We start from the raw sequence: 22,924 nt of genomic DNA, 5'->3' as shown, positions 1-22,924 counted from the left end.
GAGCGAGCTGATCCTTTACAGCCTTGGAGACAGGCGCGGCCGGATCAAGCCGCGGGCTGAACAGGAGACGGTATGGTTCACGCGCAGAACATTTCGCTGCACCTGAAAAGCGTCTTCAAGGACGATGAATAGATTGAAAATTCAGTTGTCAACGCATCCTTGACAACTGTCGCCACCGGCAAGGCAAGCCATATGTAAACGGAGCGCGCCACTTCGGCTCGCTACCTCGACTATCACCAGCACCGCAATCAGGAAGAGGTATGCGAGGCCGATGCCGAGTTGAAGACGCTGAAAAACACTCTCAAGAAACGCCAAAAAACATGACCGAACACGATCAAAAGCAACTGGGCAAGACGCTCTGGAGCATCGCCGATCAATTGCGCGGCGCGATGAACGCAGACGACTTCCGCGATTACATGCTGTCTTTCCTCTTCCTGCGCTACCTCTCGGACAACTACGAGCAGGCAGCGAAGAAGGAACTAGGGGTCGATTATCCAGAGCGAGAGCCGGACGAAGGTAATGGAGACAATAAGATCCCGGCACGTCCGCCGCTCGCGCGTTGGTACGAAGAAAACGCTGCCGATGTTCAAGAGTTCGAGAAGCAGATGCGCCGCAAGGTACACTACGTGATCGAGCCCGACTTCCTGTGGGGGAGCATCGTCCGTTTGGCCAAGAGCCAGAATGGCAAGTTGCTCGACACGCTGCAGAAGGGTTTCAAATACATCGAGGAAAAGTCCTTCCAGAGCAACTTTCAGGGGCTATTCTCGGAGATCAACCTCGCATCCGACAAGCTGGGTCGCAAGTACGAAGACCGTAATGCCAAGCTTTGCTCGATCATCTCGGAACTGGCGCGCGGCATGTCGCTGTTCTCGACCGACAGCGACACGTTGGGTGATGCCTACGAATACCTGATCGGGCAATTCGCTGCGGGTTCGGGCAAGAAGGCGGGTGAGTTCTACACGCCTCAGCGGATTTCCGACATCCTCTCGGCCATCGTCACGCTCGACAGCCAGGAGCCGAAGGAAGGGGCGCGCAAGAAGCTGGAGAGCGTGTTCGATTTTGCCTGCGGCTCGGGCTCATTGCTTTTGAACGTGCGCCACCGGATAAAGCGCGCAGGCGGCTCCATCGGCAAGATTTATGGGCAAGAATACAACATTACCACCTACAACCTAGCGCGCATGAACATGCTGCTGCATGGGGTGAAGGATACCGAGTTCGAGATCTACCACGGCGACACGCTGGCCAATGCCTGGGATTTCCTGCGCGAGAGCAATCCCGCAAAGAAGCCGCATTTCGATGCCGTGGTGGCCAATCCGCCCTTCAGTTATCGCTGGGATCTTGGCGAGACTATGAGCGAAGACATGCGCTTCAAGAATCATGGAGTGGCTCCCAAGAGTGCGGCGGACTTCGCCTTTCTGCTGCACGGGCTGCATTATCTGAAGGACGATGGCGTAATGGCCATCATCCTTCCGCACGGCGTGCTGTTCCGCGGCGGGGCGGAAGAGCGTATCCGTCGCAAACTGCTCCAAGATGGGCACATCGACACTGTGATCGGACTGCCGGCGAATCTCTTCTATTCGACTGGTATTCCGGTCTGCATCTTGGTGCTGAAAAAGTGTAAGAAGCCCGACGACGTTCTCTTCATTAACGCGGCCGAACATTTTGAGAAGGGCAAGCGGCAAAACCAGTTGACGCAGGAACACATCGACAAGATCGTCGAGACCTACCAATACCGCAAGGAAGAAGCTCTCTACGCGCGGCGCGTGAGCATGAAAGAAATTGAGAAGAACGATTTCAATCTCAATATTTCGCGGTATGTCAGTACGGCGGTGGCAGGGGAAGAAGTTGACTTGAAGATAGTACACGCCCAACTTGTGGATCTGAGCCAGCAGACCAAGGCCGCCGCGCAAAAGCACAATAACTTCCTCAAGGAGCTGGGGCTGCCGTTGCTGCCATAATCAGCTAAGTGCGCGAGTCCACGCCGCAAGCAAAGGACATCCACTTGAGTTACCCCAAATCCTGGAAGAGCTACTCCCATCCGGTCATGAGGCCTTGGCGTTTCAGATTGCGCTTTCCGAGTTCGACCCAACAGCGGCGCCTACGTTCGTTGTGAGCGACTGGCCTTTGCCTTGAGCGCTGTCGAGCACTATCGGTCGACGGTTCATTGCGTCGGAGCTTATCATGAGTCGTCAAACCTCAGAGCAGCGTCGCTCGAACATTCCATGGAGATGGGGGCTGCAACGTCGTGCCCCGGCGGGCAAGTGCGCGTCCCGCATCGGGCGGCTTTAGGAGTGGACCGGCCGTTCGGGGACAGCCCGGCGGCCACGTGCATTGCGCAGTATTCACCATGCCGCTGTGGCACATCAACCATGAATTCCCCCGGTAAGCGGTGTGTGATGGGATTGTGGCTACTTCTGCCAAGCGGCATTGCTTCGCATCGTCACACGATGACTTGCCGATTCACGACTACGTATAACGTCATGATTATGACGATCGGCGGCCGCAACCTGACATAAGCGCTGTTATGTCGGGTAAAGAAATTGGCCATACTCCGACACTTCACAATCGCGTGAAACATGCGTCCCAGCTCGTTGGAAAGGCTCCTCTGACAAGGAGTTGGCCGTATGACAGCGGTGCCGCCCCAAGTCCGCGCCACGCCTAGAACATGTTCACTTCCAACCGTTGACGTCGGGTAGCAAAGTCTCGACCGACTGAGGGCCTATGAACTGACCGCCCCTGCCAGCTGGTAATACGTCCCGTTTTCTTGCTATCGTAAGCGGGTAGTCTGAACCATTCATCCAACACACGCCTTAACGGGGGCCAAGATGGGCTATCGGAACAAGACCTACGTAATCTTCGACGGAGACAACGACATGTGGGCGTATGCCTACATGCTTGGATGGAAAAGCAACGACAAAATCGATTTTGACTTCCATGACGCGCATGCGACAAATGACATCAATGATGCCGACCCTGAATCAACAGTTAAACGAAAATTAAAAGCACGCTTAGCCAACACAAAGCAAGCTATCGTTATAGTAGGCGAAAAAACTAAAAATCTTTACCGATACGTTCGATGGGAAATCGAAACCTGCCAAGAACTTGGCATCCCCATCATTGTAGTGAATCTCAACAATTCCAGAAAGATGGACTCTGCCCTTTGCCCGCCAATCCTTAAAGGGATGCCAGTAGTGCATGTGGCCTTTAAAATGAAAATAGTCAAACATGCCTTAGACAATTTTTGCGACAACTACGCGAGTCACAAGAACGGCAGCGATTATTTTTATAAAGATGAAGTTTACACCAATCTCGGAATTTAATCTTGAAAACCGAAGATTTTCCGGCTTTATTTAGATCAGCTGATAAGGAATCAGGGGATGCTCAAAAGCGCTTCTTCGGCGCTTTGGCATTCAATCTACTCTGCCTCGCCTTGGCGTCTGTGGCGTCTACTTTTGACACGCACTCCAGCTGGTGTTCGATCGCTCAGGCCGTTATTCTCATAGGAAGCTTAGCCTCGGCGATCTATTTGGCAACCGCGCGCCCTGAACGGAGTTGGTATAACGGACGCGCAGTAGCAGAATCAGTAAAAACAATCACTTGGCGATTTTTGACAAAGGCAGAACCGTTCGACCAAAACGAAGGCTTCGAGGAAGCATTTATAGTACGGTTGAAGGAAGTTTTCGAACAAAATAAAAGCTTTGCCAAAAACTTGACGCACTTCTCGAGCGACGCACAAATCACCCCAACAATGCGTCGCATTCGAGGAGAGAGCCTTGATGAGAGAATTAAAGTCTACAACGACAAACGTGTAGCTGAACAACAAACTTGGTATGCGAAGAAAGCAAAATCCAACAAAACCAAAGCAAAACGATACTTCATCGGCCTTTGCTGCCTAAACGCAGCCGCACTTTTTTGCTCATTATTAAAGATAAAATTCGCAAGCTTTGAATATTGGCCGACCGATATTTTGGTAACCTGTGCTGCCGCAGCAATTTCTTGGATACAAGCAAAGCGATTCCAAGAACTAGCCGCATCGTACGCACTAACAGCATATGAAATTGGCTTCATCAAAGAGCAACTTGCTCGCATAAACACCGAGAGAGCATTTTCAGTTTTTGTAGGTGACGCAGAGAATGCGTTTTCCCGGGAACATACTCAGTGGGTCGCTCGGAAAGACGACTGACCTCACCGTAACTTTTCAACAATACATAAATGGCGACCAAACGGACTCCGGCCCAAAAAAGCTTGCCCGCCCCCCCAACCAACTCATCACCGGGAAATGAGGATCTGCTGATTTTATCAGCACAAAAACCTCTAGTCTTCATCAGCCATGACAGCCGGGACGCAGACCTCGCAGAAGCGTTTGCGAACCTGCTTGTTGATGTCAGCGGTGGCACTCTGAAGTCATTCAGGTCCTCTGATAAAAAGGGAGGCACCGGAATTGAATTCGGGACCGAATGGTACAACGCAATAATGTCGCGATTAAGCGAAGCAACTGACGTTGTAGCGCTGCTAACGCAACGCAGTTTGGATCGGCCATGGATTCTTTACGAGGCCGGTGTTGCCAAGGGGCGCCTAGGCACAAACGTCTTCGGCGTCGCGCTCGGGGTTCCGCTAGAGAGGGTCAGTACCGGTCCGTTTGGTCAATTTCAGAACTGCGGGGCCGATGAAGATTCGCTTACTACCCTTCTGCTGCAACTTTTGGAGCGCAATCCTGATGCGTCTCCTCGGGAGGAAGCAGTTCGTCTTCAAGTCAGCGCGTTCCTGAAGAAAACGGCAGAGGCCAACGCGCTGGGCGCGGGGTCTGAGGTACCTCCTGCGACCGACGAGACGAACGTGGCAAAACTGTTTGAAGAAGTAAAAGCAATGTTTCGGGAACTGCCAGCCCGCGTCGACGAGCGAGTTCAATCAGTCAACCGGAGGGGATTTTCGCGGCGAATGCGGCGATTTAGTCCATCTCTGCTGGAAGAACTCATTTATCATCCCGCCTTCGAAAAAACGAATTATGGCGCCGCCGCAGCGTGGCTAATTGTAATTTCCTTATTTAAAGATGACTTGTCTTGGCTATACGAATCAGGGGTTGAATTTTATAGAACTTTACGCAATGGAAGCAAACGAGCCATTGAGAATTCTCGAAACGAGATTTTATCAATCCTTGAATTTTCGACGCATTCACCGGTTTTCGACATGATAGGCTCACGGGAAAGCGAAGAAGTTCACTATATAATGCATAAACTTCCGGAAATAGTGCATCGCTTGAGCGATAGGGCTATTTTACACGCACCACCGCATCGAGCGGACGCACCTCTAAGACAAAGTATGCTCAAGAATATTCAAAAGTAATTTTTTGATTCCCCCCAAAAAAGCGTCTTTATTTTTGCCCCCTTCCAAGTGATGAACGGACCCGCTGCGCTGCGAGCTTGCGGGTCCGACTCTCGTCATCTTGTATCCGGTGACATCCACGCCACTGCATCGGGCAATCGCGCGATAGATCCGCATTGTGGAACCGCCCGTTGCCTCAACGAAGCCAACGCAACCTTTTCAAGCGAATGGTTGTAAAACCCGGCGCCGCGCAAAAAAGACCGCGTGTGTGGTCAGTGAAAAGCTGCCACAGCACAGAAGAACGTAATTGCAAGCATCCACAACAACATCGAAGCGAATATCCCACTTGCTGCGCCGGCCGTTGTTCCGGCAGTTTGAAGCATTTTTATCGAAGCTTGCCGCACAAATAGCGTGAATTTTGCCAGTAGATGTGATGCGATAATAAAAACAAATGACAACTGGGTTGTCAATGCCGTATAGAATAACACTGGTTCGGGTATAAAATAGGTTGCAAACCATCCCCGCGACGTTACGTGAATCACGGTAGGCGCGTTAAATAGATTAAATAGCACACTGAAGCCGTCAATCGGTTTATACGGCATAATCGGCATTGGATCTTGCGGCGCGATATCCGTGTAAAGCCGAACCATATCGAGTACGCGAAGAAAAAACAACCCGAAAGTAAAGGCAAAAAATGAAGCCACAACCGCAAGAGCAAATAAGAGGAAGAATCTAATTGACAAATATCCTTTCACCCTCCCCGCGCGAATTGCTACTCGCGTCAACGAGATCGAAAAGATGTCAACCACCAGCGCAACGAAAATTGCCTCGTGAAAATAATCGTGTAGCGACTGCCTCATCAGCGGTGAGAACGGCCTAAAAATAGCTGTTATATCTCCGTGAATATTGTGCAATACCCAAACACCTATATAAACACACGATACCGTTAGTGTATAGATCGGAATCGTTAAAAGTTGCTTGATTGATAATACGCGATCACCAAAATAGCGTTCGAATATCATGACCCACGTTTTTGCCAACTGTTCAAGCGTAGCAGCACCAAACGATCGCCCCTTCAACTCTTTGATAATATTTTCTCTAAATTTCTTGGTCGCCATCGCGACGCCGACAAAAACACTGCTCGCGAAAGACAAAATTGTGAAAATGCTTCCCAGAGTTCCTAATATATCTGTAGTGGACATGTGACTTTCTCGTTTAAATTCTTCAATTCATTGGCACCGCGTCAATAACGAAGGCTTTTCGTTGCCTCGTTTTGTCGTTAACGGCACGCTAGGCCAGAAATTTGAGTGTCTGCATGAGGGTGCTTTCGCTCTCTTCGTGCGGTCGCTTGTGGCATATGCGGTGGTCACGCCTCCAACCGCGAGGTGCGCATGCCGCCAAGCTGACCGCTCACGTTGGCCGAAACGCGCAGCTTGCCAGCCGGATGTCGCGAGTGGTGGCCTCAAGTACGGCTTGCCTGAAAGTGAGGTCATTTTGATGCGTTAAAGATGCGTCGTTTACGACGCATCTTTAACGCATCAAGCTATCGCGAGAGCGACCAGACGAGTTACGTGCTTTCTCAACGACGCACTTTCGACGCATAAGTGACGCATTTACGGTTGCTGCCGCCAACACGTCGAGATTCAGCTCGGTTTCTGGCTCCGCCGCTTGGCGCTGGCGATCTTGAACCGAGCAAGGCGATCAACTTTCGGCGAATGCTTGATGGGCCTCGACGTTTCAACGGCTAATGCCTTGAATCGACCACCCGTTCGCCCATGTACCGCATGGCCGTACTTCCCGATTGAATAGTCGCTCAGGTGCCCCATGACCTTGGCTGCCTCTTCCAGCGATAGGTCAGGATCGCTCTTGAGATCCGATGCCAGTTGATGGCGGAAACAATACGGACTGACTCTCGTCCTCATTTTCGGAAACACCTCTCTCCCAAGCGCGACCACGCTGTTGTAGAGGTAGTCAGCATCGTGTGCAACCACACATCGGGCAAGGCCAGTCGTCGTCTCGGCACGCACGGCGCATAGACGCAGGATACCCAGCGCTGGAATCGCTCTCTCATCGTCAGGCCCGGTCCTGAATGCGTAGCGGCGACGCGGCTGCCCTCGCTCACGGTGGCCAGCGTCAATACATTTGGCCCCAGCGATCTCGATCACGAGCAAATTGTCACGCCAGGCAACGGATACCCCGTCTTGAATTTCGCGCGGGCGGCACCCCGTCAGCCACAATAAAGCCAGCGCAGGCAGCAACTGTGGCCGAGATTGTTGCCAGTCGGGTTGAGATGCCCGCTTCCACATGTCCTCGCGCCAAGTCGGTGCCAGCGATTTGAGCGCGGGCTTCTTGGTTTTCCCCATTTGCTGCGGCTCCATATTGAGTTGGGATTTGGCGTTGCTTGGTGACTCGTCGAGTGTGATTTCTAGATCGTTCGAAATCTGCCGAACACCACCCCCGAGTCGCTACGCGCCTCGACCCCTGAGGGGTTGGGGCTTGGCGGTTTTCGTCTACAACTCGCCATGCCGTCGCATGTCTGAGTTGCAGCCGAAAACCGCCAAGCCCCCTCTTGTCCGACATGCTGTCCGGACAAGAGACCGACACGATTTCGGTACCTTGGAAATCAGGATCGATCTGCGTTCGTCGGGGAGGAATTCGGACGAATCGTGGCCGCCGCTGTCGGGATTCGGTGATGTCGTGCGCACTCACAAAAACCGCCGTTATTCCGGTGCCATCATGATTCCCGCGCCCGCCCGTGGACGGTTGTGCTGCCCACCCCGCGCATGCGGCGTGGACAGCGCCGGCTCGCTGGCCGGGCGTCCCGCAACCGACCACCGGCTCCCCGCGACGATTGCCTTCGGCCTGACGCGCCGCGATGCGGCTTGCCCAGGTGACACGGGAAGTGCAACGAAAAGCCACTCTCTGCAAGCCATAGCGTTCGATGACCGACCACGGTTCGCGCGTGCCGCCGCGCCCGGAGCGAGGCGCACGGGTACCTGCGGAGCGCCGTAAGGCGCGGAGCCAGGGAGCGCGCCGACCGCCCGTAGGGCGGGCGCTCCGGACCGGCCTGTGCAGGCCGACGGTGTGACGGGGCAGTCAAGGTGCGAAGCGCCGTTTCTGCCCCCGCTTGCGGGGGCGTATTGTCGACTCAGGCGTTTGTCCACCAAGCGGTCCTTAAGCGTTAAGGTTTATAAAAGGTTTTGGTTAATCGCGCGCGCGCGTTACGGTTTCCGGGAGCCACGTCGGCGCTGGCTTCGTGGACCGTTTGTGTCCGTAAAACCACGAAGCAGGGTGTCCCTAAAACCACGCGTCAATTCACAGGTCAGGCGTCCGTGAAACCACGTGCCAATTCACAGGTGCGGCAGACTTTTCCACAGGTAACGGACACGTGGTTTCACGGACGGTTACCTCTTTTCAATTCCATAAGGAGGTCAGTTAGCTGCGCTCTTCCGCCTTTCTGGGCGCGCGCATAAAACGTCGCCGCATCGCTCACGACATCAAACACCACACGGTAATCGGGCAGCATGTTGGCACCGGCCAGTGCCTTAATGGCGGCTCGGAACTTCCGCCGCGTGTCGGCGCTGCCGCTTTTTTCGTGCAGCACGGCGAGACTCACGCGCCATTTGGGCTGTGAGCCGCAATGCTTGCGGGCCAGCTCGTAGATTCGCCGGTCGAGCGGCTTTCGTAGCCGGAAGTAGTCGCGACTGAGGGTCAACACGTGCTTGGCCTTCACCGACCGCCAAAGCCAATCGGGCAGCGTGATCTCAATGGCAACCATGCGGCCATCATGGTCGCGCTCGATGACGCGCCACGAATCAACCAGCCCGAAGCCTGCGCGTTCTCGCCTGCCGTCCGTTGCTATGTTGGTCTCGATACGCGTACCGCAAAGCCGCGCCAGCGTATCGCCCATTCGCCGGTAGCTGTCGCCATCGGTACGCCTGTTTGTCGCCACAAGGAAATCGTAACCAGTTAAGCGCAGGACGCGCCCCACATCCTCTCGGCCCCGGTTGATCGCCTCTACCAGCTGGCTGATGCAATAGATCCAGAGGTCCTTGTCGTGAATCGTCGCGCAGCCGTCATGTCCCGGCTTGACGGTAACCGTCGTTCCGTTTCGCTCATATATGCGAACGCGCTTGTCGCCAGCCTTTAGGGCGAACAGCGGGTGCTCCATGCTCGCCAGATCATCCTTCGGCGCTGCATCGAGAATGTCCGCGACGAAGAAGTCGCGTTGCTGATGACGATTCGGCGAGAGGCTGCCTCGCGTGCAAGCGTCAACCTCGTCCACTGCCACTGCTGGTATCGGCAGCAACTCATGATCTCGATCCATAGCCATTACCAGCGTCGCGGAAGCTTTATTGGTCAACCGATCGGCGATGGCGACCGCGTCGTTTTGCGACCGTATTGAGACCATTCAGCCATTCGCGCACATCAGCCGCACGCCAGCGGACGCAACGGTTTCGGCTCATGGCCGGGCGGGGAAACTCCCCCTGCATGTTTCGTTGATAGAAGGCCCCCGGTGTAATGCCGAGGAGACAGGCGAACTCCTTGGGCGAAATCAGTGCGCTCGGATCTAGCTGTGCGAACGTCACGCGAAAATCGCTGGCAGAACCAGTTTCCTCGATCGGCATTTGCGAGCTCCATATGAATCAGGTAGTCTGAGTTCAAATGTTCGACGCTCAAGCGTTCAGTTCAAATGGCGCATGAAGAGGGGGTTTCGAGATGGGCTGGCAAAGCGCGGGGCTTGCTGCAGAGGAACGAGAGGCGAGAAAGGCGTTGACTATTGATCTGGCGACCACCATCTGGAAGCCGACTGGAAAGGAAACTGAAACGCAGGAGACCGTAGAAGAGAAGCTGGGGCTCCGACGAGGGGTGCTGGCTGATATGCTCTGTGAAACGAAGCCTGGGGTAGAGGATTGGCACTTCGCTTTACTGGCAGGCAAGGGCTATGACAAGGGCCGTGGCAGACTAACGGATCAGTTCGTTTTTGAATTTGGTCTTGGGCAACTTGTCGAATTTGTCCAAAATGAAAGTGGCTTGATTGATGCCGAGAAGGCCGTGGCGGAACAAAGAGAGTTGGACAATATCAAGGTGTTGCTGAAGAGCCGGCACGAAGCCCATAAGACTTTTGCCGAAGGCCTTGATAATGTTCGCCAAGGCGAGGTCCCTTGGTCAAAGAATGGCAGGCGAAAAAAATGGAAGAATGCAACGTCGGCAGAACGACGGGCGTCCTTCGACGGTTGGCTCGACAAGATCGAGCAACTAGGTTGCCGTGTGCTGGATCGCCGTGAATGGAATGACTGGTTCCGGATGGCCGATCCGGCAGGGACAATGGAGCAACTTCTGTGGCACTGGTGTGATGGTGACGATGGTGAGTATTCCGCAGGCTGTCCGCCTTGGGTTTTCGGCGTCGACGTTGACTACTGGAATAACTACGCCGCCTTGAGCAGCCCAGAGTTTCTGGACAGCTTGATCCTCGTGACCGAGAGTGACATGCCATACAGCCCGTATCATGCCCGGTTCGAGCAACCCAACTCAAAGCCACTTCTTAGCGGATACCTGATCACCCATGAGGTCACAGGCTTTAGCGTGATCGATGGCGAGCTCCAGTTCGAGCCCGATTTTCAGGGCGACGACGTCGCGGCTTGGCTAAGCGAACGACGGGCGCGTGTGGCACAGGCCACGCAGGAAGCCAACGCCCTAATTGATCGGGCGAACCGGCGGAAAAGTGGCGGAGCCCATGGCTAAGGTGAAGGAATACAAACTGAGATGAAGAAAGGGAATCTGAGTTAAAATCCCGCACAATCAAGAAGTTAGTTGCGCATGGCCTTGTGTGCAACTGGGCGATTTCTCCCTCCGAAGGCAGGGGTTGCTGGTTCGATCCCAGCCGGGCGCGCCACTGAATTGTTTTGTTTCTCTGCGGCTTGTTGTTGTGCTTTTTGAGGTGCAATAGCTGTAATGCCGGTGAACGTTACGGCACCCGCTCCCACATCCATTCCTTCGCATCATGGCTAGTGATGGACGGCATTTCGTTGTACGTCGTTCGTGACTTGCTGGGGCTTTCATCGATCCCGGTGACTGAGCGCTACGCGCACTTATTGCCGGATCAGGGACGTGCTGCGGTTAAGCGGTTGATTGCTCTATAAGCCCCAAGAAAAAGAATGCGCTTACCGGTTTTCTGCCGGCTACTGCAACAGGGTCGGCGTCCACCAGGAACGGGCGTTTTCCTTGTGTTTCAGTGATTTCATGGACTTCTCCAGCGAACTTCGTGTAATGGGCAATACATTCGCCGCGCTTGCTGCTGCGCTCGCATGTGGTACCTATGCTGAGGATTGAGCGGCTTTGAGCAGCTGTCGTTGTCCCGATCGTCGCAAATGCAAACCTGTGTCGCGCGCATGGCTATGCGAGTGACCGTTCTCGTTCATCCTGTTGAGTCCATTGTCCTATGTCGAATACGCCGTCCGTTGATCAGCCGGCCGTGTTGGTCTTCTATGTCGAACGAAGATGTCAGCATCGGTATATTGTTATTCGCGACGGGGGACAGAGATGGGCAACTGTTTTTCAGGCTGCATAGGCCATGCCGGCCACAGTCACCAGTACGATGTGGACCCGGTGGATCTGCAAGCAAACAAAGCGACGCCGCGGAAGCTCACGGGGTCGACTAAGCAGAAAACCGACTCCCGCCTGAGCGGGCTACGACGACGCAATAGTGTGACGTCCCAGCCAGATGGCGCTCGATATATGGTCATCGGAATGTTACGGGACGCGGGGTACGACGCAGATAGCGTCAAGGAAGGGCGTTCTTCTAAAGTGGACTATATGACACCGGAGCAACGAGAACAGTACCGGGTCATCCCGAATAATGGTTTGCTATGTAAACGCGAAGGAGATCAACTCCGACCTTTGACAACCAAGCCTATAGAAGACCCGGATGCTTTCGATTTCGACGATGCCGAACCAGCGCAAGCAACCAGCAGGCACATGTATGTCATGGACGAGCAGGGTCAATTGTTCATGGGCCATGAGCGAGTCGTGTCACACCACTCGGCTTTCCTAGCTGGCGCGCCAGTTGCCGCTGCAGGCGAAATGACTGTGACAGACGGGCGCGTCGAATATGTCAATGATAAGAGTGGTCATTACCAGCCAACGCTTGAACACACCCAACAATTGGAAGTTGAATTGAAGATGCACGGGGTTGATCTTCCCGTTGCACAAAAGGAGCCATTTGGGAAAACGAAAGAAGAGCTCAAAAGAATCGGCATCAGTTTCGAGCGATATTATCCCGACCATCCCGACCTTTTTAAGCGAAAACCGTACTAAAATGTGCAGATTTTCTGCAACGTGACGCGACCAGATGACGCCTTTTGTAGACCGCGCCCGGTCCTTGTGCCGGGCTTTTTTATTTGAAGGCAAGCGCGAGGGCCTAGAGCTTGATGCTCACGTGCCGGGCCCGTAATTTCGAACCCTCTGCATGATAACGTTCAGGCAAATTTAGGGGAAACGCTGAACGTGATGCGATGCCATCAATGTGACGTGAGCGTGGCCAATGCATGGCAGTTCGGGCGCCTCGTGGCACCCTTTAATTTCTCGAGGCACAATCCTTTTGTCGCCTCCGGCCGATAGAACTCCACTCGCTTTCGCCGGATCGGTCATTCCTTATCGATTCCCAGCGCGATACGCACCGTGGCTCAAGTTTCTAACAGCCATCGCCGTTACTAAAAACATCAAATCAAATTCGGCCCCGCACGAAGGTCACCGTTCCGATGACAACGATCACTCCATTCAATCCGAATGCGCTCAATCAGTTATATAACGCAAGCGTGACAAAAGCGCCGTCAAACACGAATACCACTTCGACATTGGCGCCTCGGCCTACAACGTCCGTCACGCTGGGACAACCGTCGATAGACGCGGCGGTGTATGCCTCTCCAGCCGTACGAATCACGCCACCCGTCTTTGAAAACCCATCAAACAACGCGGTATCGTCGCGCATGGCGGCGGACTTCTCATTGCGATCCGGTCCGCAGCAGTTCGCCGGGCTCGGTGCCGCGCTATTGAGTCAAATCGGCAACGGCAATTTCTCGCAATCGTTAGTGGCGCCCGGCGCGAATGCAACCCCAGCGTCGATAGCAGCAGCGCAGTCAAGGGTGCACCATTCCGCGACCAATCAGATCACACTCGATGTAACGACAACCTCCGGCGCTCAGGTTGAAGTCACACTCGGCAGCGATTCAAACGGACTAGCCGTTCAGGTCACGGTAACCAATGGCACGCTAAGCGCTTCCGATAAGAGCGCACTGGAAAGTCTCTCTTCCGCGTTTCAATCCGCAATCGACGGGCTCACCTCGATTCAGCCAACGCTCGACCTCAGCGGGCTGATGAAATTCGATTCGAGCGCGATATCGTCGATCGATTTTCATGCGAACGTACAGGGCGTGACGGGTCCGCAAACAGTGGACTTCCACGCCGATAATCAGATACGCAAACTGAGCACGAGCGGTCCCGACGGCAAGCTCAATCTCAGCGTGAATATGTCGAACCCGATGATTATCGGCAGCGCGCAGCAACAGGCGAACGCAATCAGCAGCTATCTGCAGCAATTCCAGAGCGAACAGGCACGCGGCAATGGCAACGCCGCATTGATGTCGATGTTCGACGATGCGTTTACCGAAATGAACAGCAACTATAACGTTCCGCCTCAAGCGAGCGGTGCTAGTGCACTTTTATCGACAATATCCGCCGCGGGTCAGGGCATGCTGACCGGCCTTGCCGATTTCACGGCTTCAGTCGTACAGACGCCTAAGAGCAGCAATCCGTTCCGGCCGAACGAGACCGATACATTCTCGTATCAGGTATCGCAATCGACTCAGGTCGACAACGCGAACCCGTTGAACCTTTCCATCACGCAACGGCAAAATTCGCATCTGACCGCAAGTTTTCACAAGCCGATTTCCGGCACTGGTGACTTGAACCTGACCGACTCAGCGCAGTCGCAGAACTACGACTTCGTCCAGATCGACGATTCCGCATCGAGCGAAGCGCAAATCGCATATCAGAAAGGCGCACTCATCAAGGCGGTCCTTGCGCATTCGGCAAATCAGTCCACGCGCACACAGGAATACGAGCAAGGCCAACTGACGCAGGACACGACGACGCCGACCAGCCAGTCATTTTCGAAGGATTTCCTGCCGCTGCTCAACGACGCGCACCTCGCCTCCCGCTTTGATATGCCCGAGGCCGTTAAAAATGCGCAGTCGACCTTGCAGGCGATCAACCGGCTGGCGGTGTTGCAGTCCGACCCGGCAAATGTCGAATTCGCGGCCAACCAGCGAGTGAGCTAACCGGGAACAGATGCGCGGACGCCGGCTCCAAAGATGCCCCCTCAATAGAAAACCGATAACTCGTCGGACTACTGCATAACTTTTTTCAGGGTTTACTGATTGCGCATCTCTCCATGCTCCATCGAGGATTGCGAGTCGTGCGGCTGAAGGCCGCCTTCGCGCAGCCGGCCGCATCGCTGGCCGGAGAATTTCACTACCTCACGGAGAGTTGGAAATGTCGGAACAGCGGCAACGCAAAGGCGCGTTTTATCCGTTCGCCACGATCGGCGCGCGCACCGAACGCGGCGGACGGGTCACGAGTGGAGCGGGCGTAAAGGTTTGCGGGCTACCCGTCGCATGCGTCGGACATATCGTTACTTATAACGACGCGAGCGAGGCTGTCATCGCGGATGGCGCGGGCGGCACAGCGGTAATTGACGACCGCTCCGCAGCGGTTGTTGGAAGCGTGCTCGATAAAAGTGTCGCGATTTCGGATATCCCGCGTCGCGAGCCACATACATCGACAATCTTCATGCCCGTCGATGAACACGGTTTTGCTCTCACCCGCCAGTAAGGGGGAATCATGCTACGTCGCATTGCGGTCGTCGGCGACACGCTGACCAGTGGCGGAGTCATCCTGCCATATGGCTGTGAAATGGACTTCATGTTTCACGGTCGCCAGGTCGCGCTTATTGGCGGTGAGTCGTACTGCGGAAAATGCGAAAGCGCGGGCGTTATCATTAAAGCAGGTGGCCCCACCCGCCTTAATTACATGAACACGCGAGAAGTGGCACTGCATGGCGATATTGTGCTTTGCAAGTGCGAACAGCATCCGCTCATCATTGCGTTGCATGCAGGCGATTCGACGGTCGATGACGAAGCGGAAAGGTACGCCACCGCATTGAGCTCAACGAGCGCGAGTCGTGGCGAAGCAAGCGACGCGAGCACACAATCGCGCGCGTATGACGAACAGGTAGCGGCTCGCGCGAGTTGTGCAGCGTTAGAGGGCTACCCGCGTTTGCTTTTGCGAGTTTGAACGCGATTGCTTACAGGCGTTGGACAGTAGCTCGGTGGGCGTCGTTCTTTTGTACTTGGAGCGCCCTGATATTCCTGTTCTGCCTGATTGGCTATAGTCGCGCGTAAGAAAACGGGCCGCGAAAGCCTGGCTGCGCCCTGCACGATCAGATGAAAATTCTTGCTTCGTCAGGGCCTTCCCCGTCTGAACATCCCCACTACAGGTAGCCAGGCCGTAGCTGCCGTCACGATGACATTCACCGCCCGGTACCGCGACCGCCCCAGCAATTTTTGTACTCCACCCTCGATTCGCGGTAAGATACCCAGATTCGAGATGCGGTAAGCCTTTGATTTTATAGGCCGATCCCGCAAACCGTACGACTGGACGCCGCCCTTCAAGGACCAGGGCTGCAAGGTCCACCCGAAGCGGGCGCGCCAGATTTTTCGAAAGGACACTGGGTGATCTGAATCCCCCAGAACGATCAAGGCCCTACGGCGGAAGCCAAGGGTCTTTTTTTCTCGTATCGCCGGAAACATTCGCCGGCGCGTAATAAAACAGGTCGGAGGTAGGTGAGTATGCTTAAGCGCTTGGTAGCTATTTCGTTGCTGTTCAGTAGCCTGCTTGCATTGGCGGGCTGCAATACTGTCGGGGGCGCCGGCAAGGACCTGACTGACTCAGCCAACGCCGTCAAGAAGGCGCTCTGAAGTCCCAGCGAATTTCTTTCAAGCAGTAGTGATCCCGTCGAGGGCCGGAGTGCGTCAATCTCCGGCCCTCGCGTTTTCACATCAAGCCGGCGTGATCGTGAGTTTGCCCTGCTTGACTTCTACACGAACGCGGCCAGAGATCGGAAAACCCGCCTTCTCCAGCCATCGCCCCGCCAGACGAATCCACGGCGCATCCGGATAGATATCAAGACAACGCCGCCCGTGGGTTCGCCACTTCTCCCCTTCTCCGTCCCAAAGTTCATCGTCTCGTTTGAGATCGTGACCCGGGTTAGTTAGCGATCCGATCTATTTTCCTCGAATGCGCGGAGGGAAGCACCAACGTGGTGACAACCAGAATGCAGCCCACCCAATCCGCTTCGAGGCGCCCTCTCCCAGCCTTGCACTCCCCACGCTGCACCGCATCATAAAAATCCATTCCAATGTTCGAACATGATTGATATAGTTCTTTCATGTTTGATAATGTTCGTTTACAAGAACAATCGAACATCGCTTGTGCAGCGGCCTCTACCTACACCAAATCAAGGAGACGTCAATGAAGAAAAGCCTTGCCTGTCTGCTCGCCACCAGCCTCTTTGCGTTCGCCGCAGGCGCGCACGCCGGTGACCGCCAGTTGAAATCTGTCGGCGTGACGGTCGGCGATCTGGCCAACCCCTACTTCGTCGCAGTCGGCCAAAGCGTCACCCGCGAAGCGCACAAGATCAACCCGAACGCGCAAGTCACCGTCGTCTCGGCCAAATATGACCTGAACACCCAGGTCGGCCAGATCGACAACTTCATCGCGAACAAGGTCGATCTGATCATTCTCGGCGCGGCCGATTCGAAGGGCATCGGGCCCGAAGTGAAGAAGGCCCAGAAAGCAGGCATCGTCGTTGTCGCTGTCGACGTCAGCGCCGAAGGCGCCGACGCAACCGTCATGTCGGACAACACGATGGCCGGCGGAGAGTCGTGCAAGTACATCGCCCAGCAGATGAACGGCAAAGGCAGCATCGTAATCGTGAACGGACCGCCGGTCTCGTCGATCATCGATCGCGTCACCGGTTGCAAAACCGAACTGAAAAAATTCCCGGCGATCAAGATCCTGTCGGATAACCAGAACGCCGGTGGCAGTCGCGATGGCGGCCTGACGTCGATGTCCAATCTGCTTGCTGCTTATCCGAAGATCGACGCGGTATTCGGCGTCAACGACCCCACCGCGATCGGCGCGGAACTCGCCATCAAGCAAGCGAAGCGCAGCGACATCAAGCTGATCGGCGGCGTCGACGGTGGCCCCGATGGCATTCAGGCGCTGAAGACGCCGCAATCGCTGTTCGTCGTGTCGCCGGCGCAGGACCCGAACGGTATGGCCGCGCAGGCCGTCGACGTCGGCTACGCGCTGATGAACGGCCATCCGCCAAAGGACAAGGTCAAGTTGCTGCCGACGCCGCCGATCACCCGTGCGAACGTCGCAACGTATCAAGGCTGGATCCGCGACTAGGCAGAAGAGGCATTGTGATACGGGTCACGGCGAGCGCGCGGCTTCATACCCACTCGCCGTCCGCAAGTTAGGGATGACGATGACCACTCCTGTTTTGCAAATGTCCGGCGTCGACAAGTCCTTCGGCGCGACGCGCGCGCTGTCCGACGTCAAATTGACGGTGCATCCCGGCGAGATTCACGCGCTAATGGGAGAGAACGGCGCCGGCAAAAGCACGCTGATGAAAATCCTCTCGGGCATGTACCAGCCCGATGCAGGCGAGATCCGGATCGACGGCAACGCGGTCCGTCTCGCGAATCCAGCCGCGAGCCGCGCGCACGGAATCAGCCTGATCTATCAGGAACTCGCGGTCGCGCCGCATATGTCGGTTGCGGAAAACGTCTTTATGGGCAGCGAGCCGCGCTCGCGGTTCGGCTTTTCGGACCGTGCATCGATGATGCGTCGCACCGACGAGGTACTGCGCCAGCTTGGCGCGAAGTTTCATGCGTCGGCAAGGGCAGGCGCGCTTTCTATTGCCGAACAACAGCAGGTCGAGATTGCACGGGCACTGATCCATCACGGTCGTGTACTGATCATGGACGAACCCACCGCCGCGCTGTCGGACCGCGAGGCGGAGCATCTGTTTTCCGTCGTGCGCCGGCTGCGCGACGAAGGAATGGCGGTTATTTACATCAGCCATCGAATGGCCGAAGTCTATGCACTTGCGGATCGCGTGACGGTGCTGCGCGACGGCAAGTATGTCGGCGAACTGGCGCGCGACGCGCTCGACTCGAAGCGGCTCGTGCAAATGATGGTCGGCCGTCCTCTCGACGACTTTTACAAGCACGCACGTCACGCGACGTCTTACCCCCGCGAGGCCGTGCTTAAAGTGGAAGGCGTCGGCGGCGGCAAGATCAAACCGGCGACATTCGCCGTCGGTCGCGGTGAAGTGCTGGGCCTCGCAGGTCTTGTCGGCGCCGGGCGGACCGAGCTCGCGCGCCTGATCTTCGGCGCGGATGCCAGGACGTCCGGCACGATACAACTCGACGGCAAACCCATCGACCTATCCAATCCGCGCGCCGCGATGAACGCCGGTATCGCGTACGTGCCGGAGGACCGCAAGACACTCGGCCTCTTTCTGCACCTGGGCGTGCGCGAAAACGCGATCCTCAACGTCGCGGGCCGTCATTCGCGATTCGGCCTTGTCGATCACAAAGCGCTGAAAGGGCGCGCAAAAAAAGCGGTTGCGCGCCTGAACGTCAAGACATCACATCTGGAACTGCCGGTCGCCCGTCTTTCGGGCGGCAACCAGCAAAAGGTCCTGCTCGCACGCTGGCTAGAAATCGGCCCGAAGGTGCTGATCCTCGACGAACCGACGCGTGGCGTCGACATCGGCGCCAAGAGCGAGATCTATCAAATCATCCACGCGCTCGCCGAATCGGGCGTCGCCGTGATTGTCATCTCGAGCGAACTGCCGGAGGTCATTGGCATCTGCGACCGCGTGCTCGTGATGCGCGAAGGGACGATCACCGGCGAGCTCGCAGGCGAATCGATCACGCAGGAAAACATCATGCGTCTCGCGACCGATACCGACTCCGTCGCAACGACCAATCATGAACGACCGGAGGAACACACCCACCATGGCTGAAACCACTGAAACGCGCGGCAGCCCTCCGATGAGCGCCGACGCGCCCCCTTTCGGAACACGCTCTTTCTCCGCGCGAGCGCTTCTGCATCGTCTGGGCATGCTGCCGGTTCTGGTCGTGCTGTATGTCGTCTTCTATTTCCTGACGGTGCACTTCAGTGCCGACGGCACATCGAACTTCGCGACCGCCGACAACACGATGAACGTGCTCCGACAGGTCGCGATCAATCTGGTGCTCGCGGCCGGCATGACATTTGTCGTGCTGACTGCCGGCATCGACCTGTCCGTCGGCTCGATTCTCGCCGTGTCCGCGGTGCTCGGCATGCAGTTGTCGTTGATGGGCAGCCTTGCGGTGTGGTCCATTCCGGTGTTTATCGTCTCCGGACTGGTGATGGGCGCGCTCAACGGCGTGATGGTCGCGTTCCTCGATATCAATCCGTTCGTCGTCACGCTTGGCACGATGACCGCGTTTCGCGGCGCCGCGTATCTGCTGTCGGACGGCACCACGGTACTGAACAACTCGATTCCAAGCTTTGAATGGATCGGCAACGACGATTTTCTGCATGTACCGTGGCTGATCTGGATCGCCGTCGCCGTCGTGCTGATTTCCTGGGTGATCCTTCGAAAGACCGTATTGGGCATTCATATCTATTCGGTCGGTGGCAGCCCGCAAGCTGCACGACTGACCGGTATTCGCGTGCGCGGTGTGCTGCTGTTCGTCTATTCGATCAGCGGGCTGTTTTCCGGGCTGGCGGGGGCGATGTCGGCAAGCAAGCTCTATGCAGCAAGCGGCAATTGGGGGACCGGCTACGAACTCGATGCGATCGCTGCCGTCGTACTCGGTGGCACGAGTCTGATGGGCGGAGTCGGCACGATCTGGGGAACCGTCGTCGGCGCGCTGATTATCGGCGTGATGAACAACGGGCTCACCATCCTTGGCTTGTCGTCTTTCTGGCAGTACGTCGCGAAAGGCGTCGTCATCGTTCTCGCGGTGATTCTCGACAAATGGCGGCAAAAGGGAGCGGCGAACTGACATGACGCATCGCGACGAATCCACTTTTGTTGTCGGCGTCGACTTCGGCACCGACTCGTGCCGGAGTCTGGTCGTCGATGCCGCGACCGGCGAACAGCGCGGCAGCGCCGTCGCTTTCTATCGACGATGGAGCGAGGGCCAATACTGCGACGCCGATCACGGCATCTATCGACAGCATCCGCTCGACTATATCGAAGCGTTGACGCAAGCGGTCCGCGAATCGCTGAGCGCCGCGGGCGATGCAGTGCGTGCACGCGTAAAGGGACTCTCGATTGCGACGACCGGGTCCACGTCGGTTGCAGTCGACCGCGATGGAACACCGCTGTCGCTAACCGAGCCGTTTCGCGACAATCCGAACGCGATGTTCGTGCTGTGGAAAGACCATTCCGCCGTGCGCGAGGCCGACGAAATCAACGCGCTCGCACACGGCTGGGGGGGTGAGGACTTTACGCGCTATGTGGGCGGCGTGTATTCGGCCGAATGGTTTTGGGCAAACATGCTGCATGTGTTCCGCGTCGATCCGCAAGTCCACGCGCACGCGCACAGCTGGGTCGAACACTGCGACTGGATGCCGGCGCTGCTGACCGGAACCACACAGCCCGCGCAATTGCGGCGCAGTCGCTGCGCGGCGGGTCATAAGGCGATGTGGCACGAGTCGTTTGATGGACTGCCGAGCGAAGCATTTCTGTCCCGTCTCGATCCGCTTCTAACGGGTATTCGTGAGCGGCTCTACCGGGACACCTACACCGCGGATGAGCCGGCCGGTCGCCTGACGCACGAATGGGCAGAGAAGCTCGGCCTGTCGCCTGATGTAATCGTCGGGATCGGTGCGTTCGATGCGCATATGGGCGCCGTCGGCGCGGGCGCGCACGCGCACACGCTGGTGAAGGTGATGGGCACGTCGACCTGCGACATCGTGGTCGTGCCGACCGACGAGATCGGCGAACGCGTGGTGCGCGGCATTTGCGGCCAGGTCGATGGCTCCGTTATTCGCGGGCTAACCGGACTGGAGGCCGGCCAATCCGCGTTCGGCGACGTGTTCGCGTGGTTCCGCCGGTTGTTGTCGTGGCCACTCGGTCTGCTCGGCGACAGCGACATCAGCGACGAACTGGCGACGCGCATCCTGCCCGCGCTTGAACAGGCCGCCGCCAACGAAGACCCGCTGACCACCGGCATCGTCGCGGTCGACTGGCTGAATGGGCGCCGCACGCCTTATGCCGATCAGACATTGCGCGGCGCGCTGTTCGGGCTATCGCTCGGCAGCGATGCGCCGAAGGTCTATCGCGCGCTGATCGAGGCGACATCGTTTGGCGCGCGAGCGATCATCGAGCGCTTCCAGGAGGAAGGCATTCGCATCGACGACGTGATCGCAGTCGGCGGCGTCGCAAGGAAATCGCCGCTGAACATGCAGATCGCCGCCGACGTGTTCGGTAAGGAGATTCGGGTCACCGCGGCGGACCAGGCGGTCGCGCTCGGCGCCGCGATGTTCGCAGCTGTCGCGGCCGGCATTCACGACACCGCGGAACACGCGCAACGCTGCATGGGCGCGGGCTTCGAGCACGTCTACCAGCCCAACGCGAAAGCACGCGCGGCCTATGAACAACTGTATCGAAGGTACCGTTCTTACGGCGCGCTGGTCGAACACGCCGGACGTGAGATGCGGCACCCGGTATCGGCAACCGAAGACACATCATGTTCACTGAACTGAAGCGCGAGGCCTACGAGGCGAATCTCGAGATCCCCAAACAAGGACTCGCGATCTACACATTCGGCAATGTGAGCGCATTCGACGCAGCGCGTGGCGTGTTCGCGATCAAACCGAGCGGCGTACCGTATGACGAGCTGACGCCGGACCTGATGGTGGTGGTCGACCTCGACGGCGATATTGTCGAAGGGAGCGGGCGACCGTCGTCGGACACGAAGACTCACGCGGTGTTGTACCGCGAGTTCGCCGGTATCCGCGGCGTCTGTCATTCGCATTCGATGTACGCGGTCGCGTGGGCGCAAGCATGCAGGGAAATTCCGGTGTTCGGCACCACGCACGCCGATCACCTGACCGAGCCGATTCCGGTGACCGAGCCGATGAGCGATGACGCGATCGAGCGCGACTACGAGGTCGAGACTGGCCATCAGATTGTCCAGCGGCTGCGTGGACTGGACCCTCACGAAGTCGAGATGATCATCGTTGCATGTCACGGACCGTTCACATGGGGCACGTCCGCGCAAAAAGCTGTGTATAACAGCCGCGTACTCGAAGAGATCGCGCAGATGGCTTACCTGACGCGCACGATCAACCCGATCGCTCCACCGATCAAGGAAACGCTGATCCGCAAGCATTATCTGCGCAAGCACGGCGCCGGCGCCTACTACGGTCAGGTGGAAACGCCCGATGTGATCGACGGATTAAAATAGTT

Annotated in this window: 20 protein-coding genes; 14 read left to right on the top strand and 6 right to left on the bottom strand. The window is 56.6% G+C overall.

Features of this window, described 5'->3' with window-relative positions; genetic code table 11:
* The first annotated feature begins 320 nt into the window (after positions 1-320).
* The 4 genes from BX592_RS09950 (at position 321) to BX592_RS09935 (ending at position 5,343) form a co-directional block, all read left to right on the top strand.
* Positions 321-1,958, top strand: a complete 1,638-nt coding sequence (locus BX592_RS09950) for a type I restriction-modification system subunit M (protein WP_134191597.1) — start codon at positions 321-323, stop codon at positions 1,956-1,958.
* Positions 1,959-2,825: 867 nt separating this feature from the next.
* The gene (locus tag BX592_RS09945) at positions 2,826-3,320 is read left to right on the top strand and encodes a TIR domain-containing protein (protein WP_134191596.1); all 495 of its coding nucleotides are present in this window, start codon (positions 2,826-2,828) and stop codon (positions 3,318-3,320) included.
* A gap of 2 nt (positions 3,321-3,322) precedes the next feature.
* Positions 3,323-4,183: a DUF4231 domain-containing protein gene (locus tag BX592_RS09940; RefSeq protein WP_134191595.1), complete on the top strand. Its 861-nt coding sequence runs from the start codon at positions 3,323-3,325 to the stop codon at positions 4,181-4,183.
* Positions 4,184-4,212: 29 nt separating this feature from the next.
* A complete protein-coding gene (locus tag BX592_RS09935; protein ID WP_134191594.1) occupies positions 4,213-5,343 on the top strand; it encodes a toll/interleukin-1 receptor domain-containing protein in 1,131 nt (376 codons plus the stop codon).
* 251 nt (positions 5,344-5,594) lie between these two features.
* Here the strand turns inward: BX592_RS09935 and BX592_RS09930 are convergent, their stop codons facing one another.
* The 4 genes from BX592_RS09930 to BX592_RS09915 all read right to left on the bottom strand — a co-directional run bounded on the left by BX592_RS09930 (position 5,595) and on the right by BX592_RS09915 (position 9,950).
* A complete protein-coding gene (locus tag BX592_RS09930; protein ID WP_134191593.1) occupies positions 5,595-6,524 on the bottom strand; it encodes a hypothetical protein in 930 nt (309 codons plus the stop codon).
* A 441-nt stretch (positions 6,525-6,965) separates the two neighbouring features.
* Positions 6,966-7,685, bottom strand: coding sequence for a site-specific integrase (locus BX592_RS09925; protein WP_134191592.1), 720 nt, complete (start codon positions 7,683-7,685; stop codon positions 6,966-6,968).
* A 1,031-nt stretch (positions 7,686-8,716) separates the two neighbouring features.
* A complete protein-coding gene (locus tag BX592_RS09920; RefSeq protein WP_243849446.1) occupies positions 8,717-9,649 on the bottom strand; it encodes a replication initiator protein A in 933 nt (310 codons plus the stop codon).
* Positions 9,650-9,674: 25 nt separating this feature from the next.
* Positions 9,675-9,950 (bottom strand): helix-turn-helix transcriptional regulator, encoded by a 276-nt coding sequence (locus BX592_RS09915; protein ID WP_134191591.1) that lies wholly within the window; start codon positions 9,948-9,950, stop codon positions 9,675-9,677.
* A 91-nt stretch (positions 9,951-10,041) separates the two neighbouring features.
* On the opposite strand from BX592_RS09915, the gene BX592_RS09910 reads away from it, so the two are divergent.
* A complete protein-coding gene (locus BX592_RS09910; protein ID WP_134191590.1) occupies positions 10,042-11,067 on the top strand; it encodes a hypothetical protein in 1,026 nt (341 codons plus the stop codon).
* A gap of 993 nt (positions 11,068-12,060) precedes the next feature.
* Complete coding sequence (locus BX592_RS09895; RefSeq protein WP_134191587.1) at positions 12,061-12,639, top strand: hypothetical protein; 579 nt, start codon at positions 12,061-12,063, stop codon at positions 12,637-12,639.
* 481 nt (positions 12,640-13,120) lie between these two features.
* On the opposite strand, the gene BX592_RS09890 is transcribed toward BX592_RS09895, so the two are convergent.
* Complete coding sequence (locus BX592_RS09890; RefSeq protein WP_134191586.1) at positions 13,121-13,312, bottom strand: hypothetical protein; 192 nt, start codon at positions 13,310-13,312, stop codon at positions 13,121-13,123.
* 154 nt (positions 13,313-13,466) lie between these two features.
* Between BX592_RS09890 and BX592_RS09885 the strand changes: the two genes are divergently transcribed.
* From BX592_RS09885 to BX592_RS09875, 3 genes are all read left to right on the top strand, one after another.
* Entirely contained in the window at positions 13,467-14,660 is a 1,194-nt protein-coding gene (locus tag BX592_RS09885) for a hypothetical protein (protein WP_134191585.1), read from the top strand.
* A gap of 214 nt (positions 14,661-14,874) precedes the next feature.
* Positions 14,875-15,213: a PAAR domain-containing protein gene (locus tag BX592_RS09880; RefSeq protein WP_134191584.1), complete on the top strand. Its 339-nt coding sequence runs from the start codon at positions 14,875-14,877 to the stop codon at positions 15,211-15,213.
* 9 nt (positions 15,214-15,222) lie between these two features.
* Positions 15,223-15,675 carry a PAAR domain-containing protein gene (locus tag BX592_RS09875; protein WP_134191583.1) on the top strand — a complete coding sequence of 151 codons (453 nt, stop codon included), beginning with the start codon at positions 15,223-15,225 and terminating at the stop codon, positions 15,673-15,675.
* Positions 15,676-16,439: 764 nt separating this feature from the next.
* On the opposite strand, the gene BX592_RS34355 is transcribed toward BX592_RS09875, so the two are convergent.
* Positions 16,440-16,562 carry a SymE family type I addiction module toxin gene (locus BX592_RS34355; protein WP_279589181.1) on the bottom strand — a complete coding sequence of 41 codons (123 nt, stop codon included), beginning with the start codon at positions 16,560-16,562 and terminating at the stop codon, positions 16,440-16,442.
* A 349-nt stretch (positions 16,563-16,911) separates the two neighbouring features.
* On the opposite strand from BX592_RS34355, the gene BX592_RS09865 reads away from it, so the two are divergent.
* The 5 genes from BX592_RS09865 to araD all read left to right on the top strand — a co-directional run bounded on the left by BX592_RS09865 (position 16,912) and on the right by araD (position 22,922).
* Positions 16,912-17,853, top strand: a complete 942-nt coding sequence (locus BX592_RS09865; protein WP_134191582.1) for an ABC transporter substrate-binding protein — start codon at positions 16,912-16,914, stop codon at positions 17,851-17,853.
* 79 nt (positions 17,854-17,932) lie between these two features.
* Positions 17,933-19,480, top strand: a complete 1,548-nt coding sequence (locus BX592_RS09860) for a sugar ABC transporter ATP-binding protein (protein ID WP_166676327.1) — start codon at positions 17,933-17,935, stop codon at positions 19,478-19,480.
* Positions 19,473-20,510, top strand: coding sequence for an ABC transporter permease subunit (locus BX592_RS09855; protein ID WP_377681655.1), 1,038 nt, complete (start codon positions 19,473-19,475; stop codon positions 20,508-20,510). The genes BX592_RS09860 and BX592_RS09855 overlap by 8 nt, the downstream gene beginning before the upstream one ends.
* 1 nt (position 20,511) lies before the next feature.
* Positions 20,512-22,218 (top strand): ribulokinase, encoded by a 1,707-nt coding sequence (locus BX592_RS09850; protein ID WP_134191580.1) that lies wholly within the window; start codon positions 20,512-20,514, stop codon positions 22,216-22,218.
* On the top strand, positions 22,203-22,922 hold the full coding sequence (gene araD / locus BX592_RS09845; protein WP_134191579.1) for an L-ribulose-5-phosphate 4-epimerase AraD: 720 nt from the start codon (positions 22,203-22,205) through the stop codon (positions 22,920-22,922). The genes BX592_RS09850 and araD overlap by 16 nt, the downstream gene beginning before the upstream one ends.
* Positions 22,923-22,924 lie beyond the last annotated feature (2 nt).

This window comes from Paraburkholderia rhizosphaerae (assembly GCF_004366595.1).
In the GTDB taxonomy this organism is placed as follows: Bacteria; Pseudomonadota; Gammaproteobacteria; order Burkholderiales; family Burkholderiaceae; genus Paraburkholderia; species Paraburkholderia rhizosphaerae.
This window is presented reverse-complemented; position numbering and strand designations above follow the sequence as displayed.

Coding starts and splice junctions, on each gene's coding strand:
- BX592_RS09950 (WP_134191597.1), top strand. CDS start 321: ATGACCGAACACGATCAAAAGCAACTGGGCAAGACGCTCTGGAGCATC.
- BX592_RS09945 (WP_134191596.1), top strand. CDS start 2,826: ATGGGCTATCGGAACAAGACCTACGTAATCTTCGACGGAGACAACGAC.
- BX592_RS09935 (WP_134191594.1), top strand. CDS start 4,213: ATGGCGACCAAACGGACTCCGGCCCAAAAAAGCTTGCCCGCCCCCCCA.
- BX592_RS09930 (WP_134191593.1), bottom strand. CDS start 6,524: ATGTCCACTACAGATATATTAGGAACTCTGGGAAGCATTTTCACAATT.
- BX592_RS09925 (WP_134191592.1), bottom strand. CDS start 7,685: ATGGGGAAAACCAAGAAGCCCGCGCTCAAATCGCTGGCACCGACTTGG.
- BX592_RS09920 (WP_243849446.1), bottom strand. CDS start 9,649: ATGGATCGAGATCATGAGTTGCTGCCGATACCAGCAGTGGCAGTGGAC.
- BX592_RS09915 (WP_134191591.1), bottom strand. CDS start 9,950: ATGCCGATCGAGGAAACTGGTTCTGCCAGCGATTTTCGCGTGACGTTC.
- BX592_RS09910 (WP_134191590.1), top strand. CDS start 10,042: ATGGGCTGGCAAAGCGCGGGGCTTGCTGCAGAGGAACGAGAGGCGAGA.
- BX592_RS09895 (WP_134191587.1), top strand. CDS start 12,061: ATGGTCATCGGAATGTTACGGGACGCGGGGTACGACGCAGATAGCGTC.
- BX592_RS09890 (WP_134191586.1), bottom strand. CDS start 13,312: ATGCGCGACGATACCGCGTTGTTTGATGGGTTTTCAAAGACGGGTGGC.
- BX592_RS09880 (WP_134191584.1), top strand. CDS start 14,875: ATGTCGGAACAGCGGCAACGCAAAGGCGCGTTTTATCCGTTCGCCACG.
- BX592_RS09875 (WP_134191583.1), top strand. CDS start 15,223: ATGCTACGTCGCATTGCGGTCGTCGGCGACACGCTGACCAGTGGCGGA.
- BX592_RS09865 (WP_134191582.1), top strand. CDS start 16,912: ATGAAGAAAAGCCTTGCCTGTCTGCTCGCCACCAGCCTCTTTGCGTTC.
- BX592_RS09860 (WP_166676327.1), top strand. CDS start 17,933: ATGACCACTCCTGTTTTGCAAATGTCCGGCGTCGACAAGTCCTTCGGC.
- BX592_RS09855 (WP_377681655.1), top strand. CDS start 19,473: ATGGCTGAAACCACTGAAACGCGCGGCAGCCCTCCGATGAGCGCCGAC.
- BX592_RS09850 (WP_134191580.1), top strand. CDS start 20,512: ATGACGCATCGCGACGAATCCACTTTTGTTGTCGGCGTCGACTTCGGC.
- araD (WP_134191579.1), top strand. CDS start 22,203: ATGTTCACTGAACTGAAGCGCGAGGCCTACGAGGCGAATCTCGAGATC.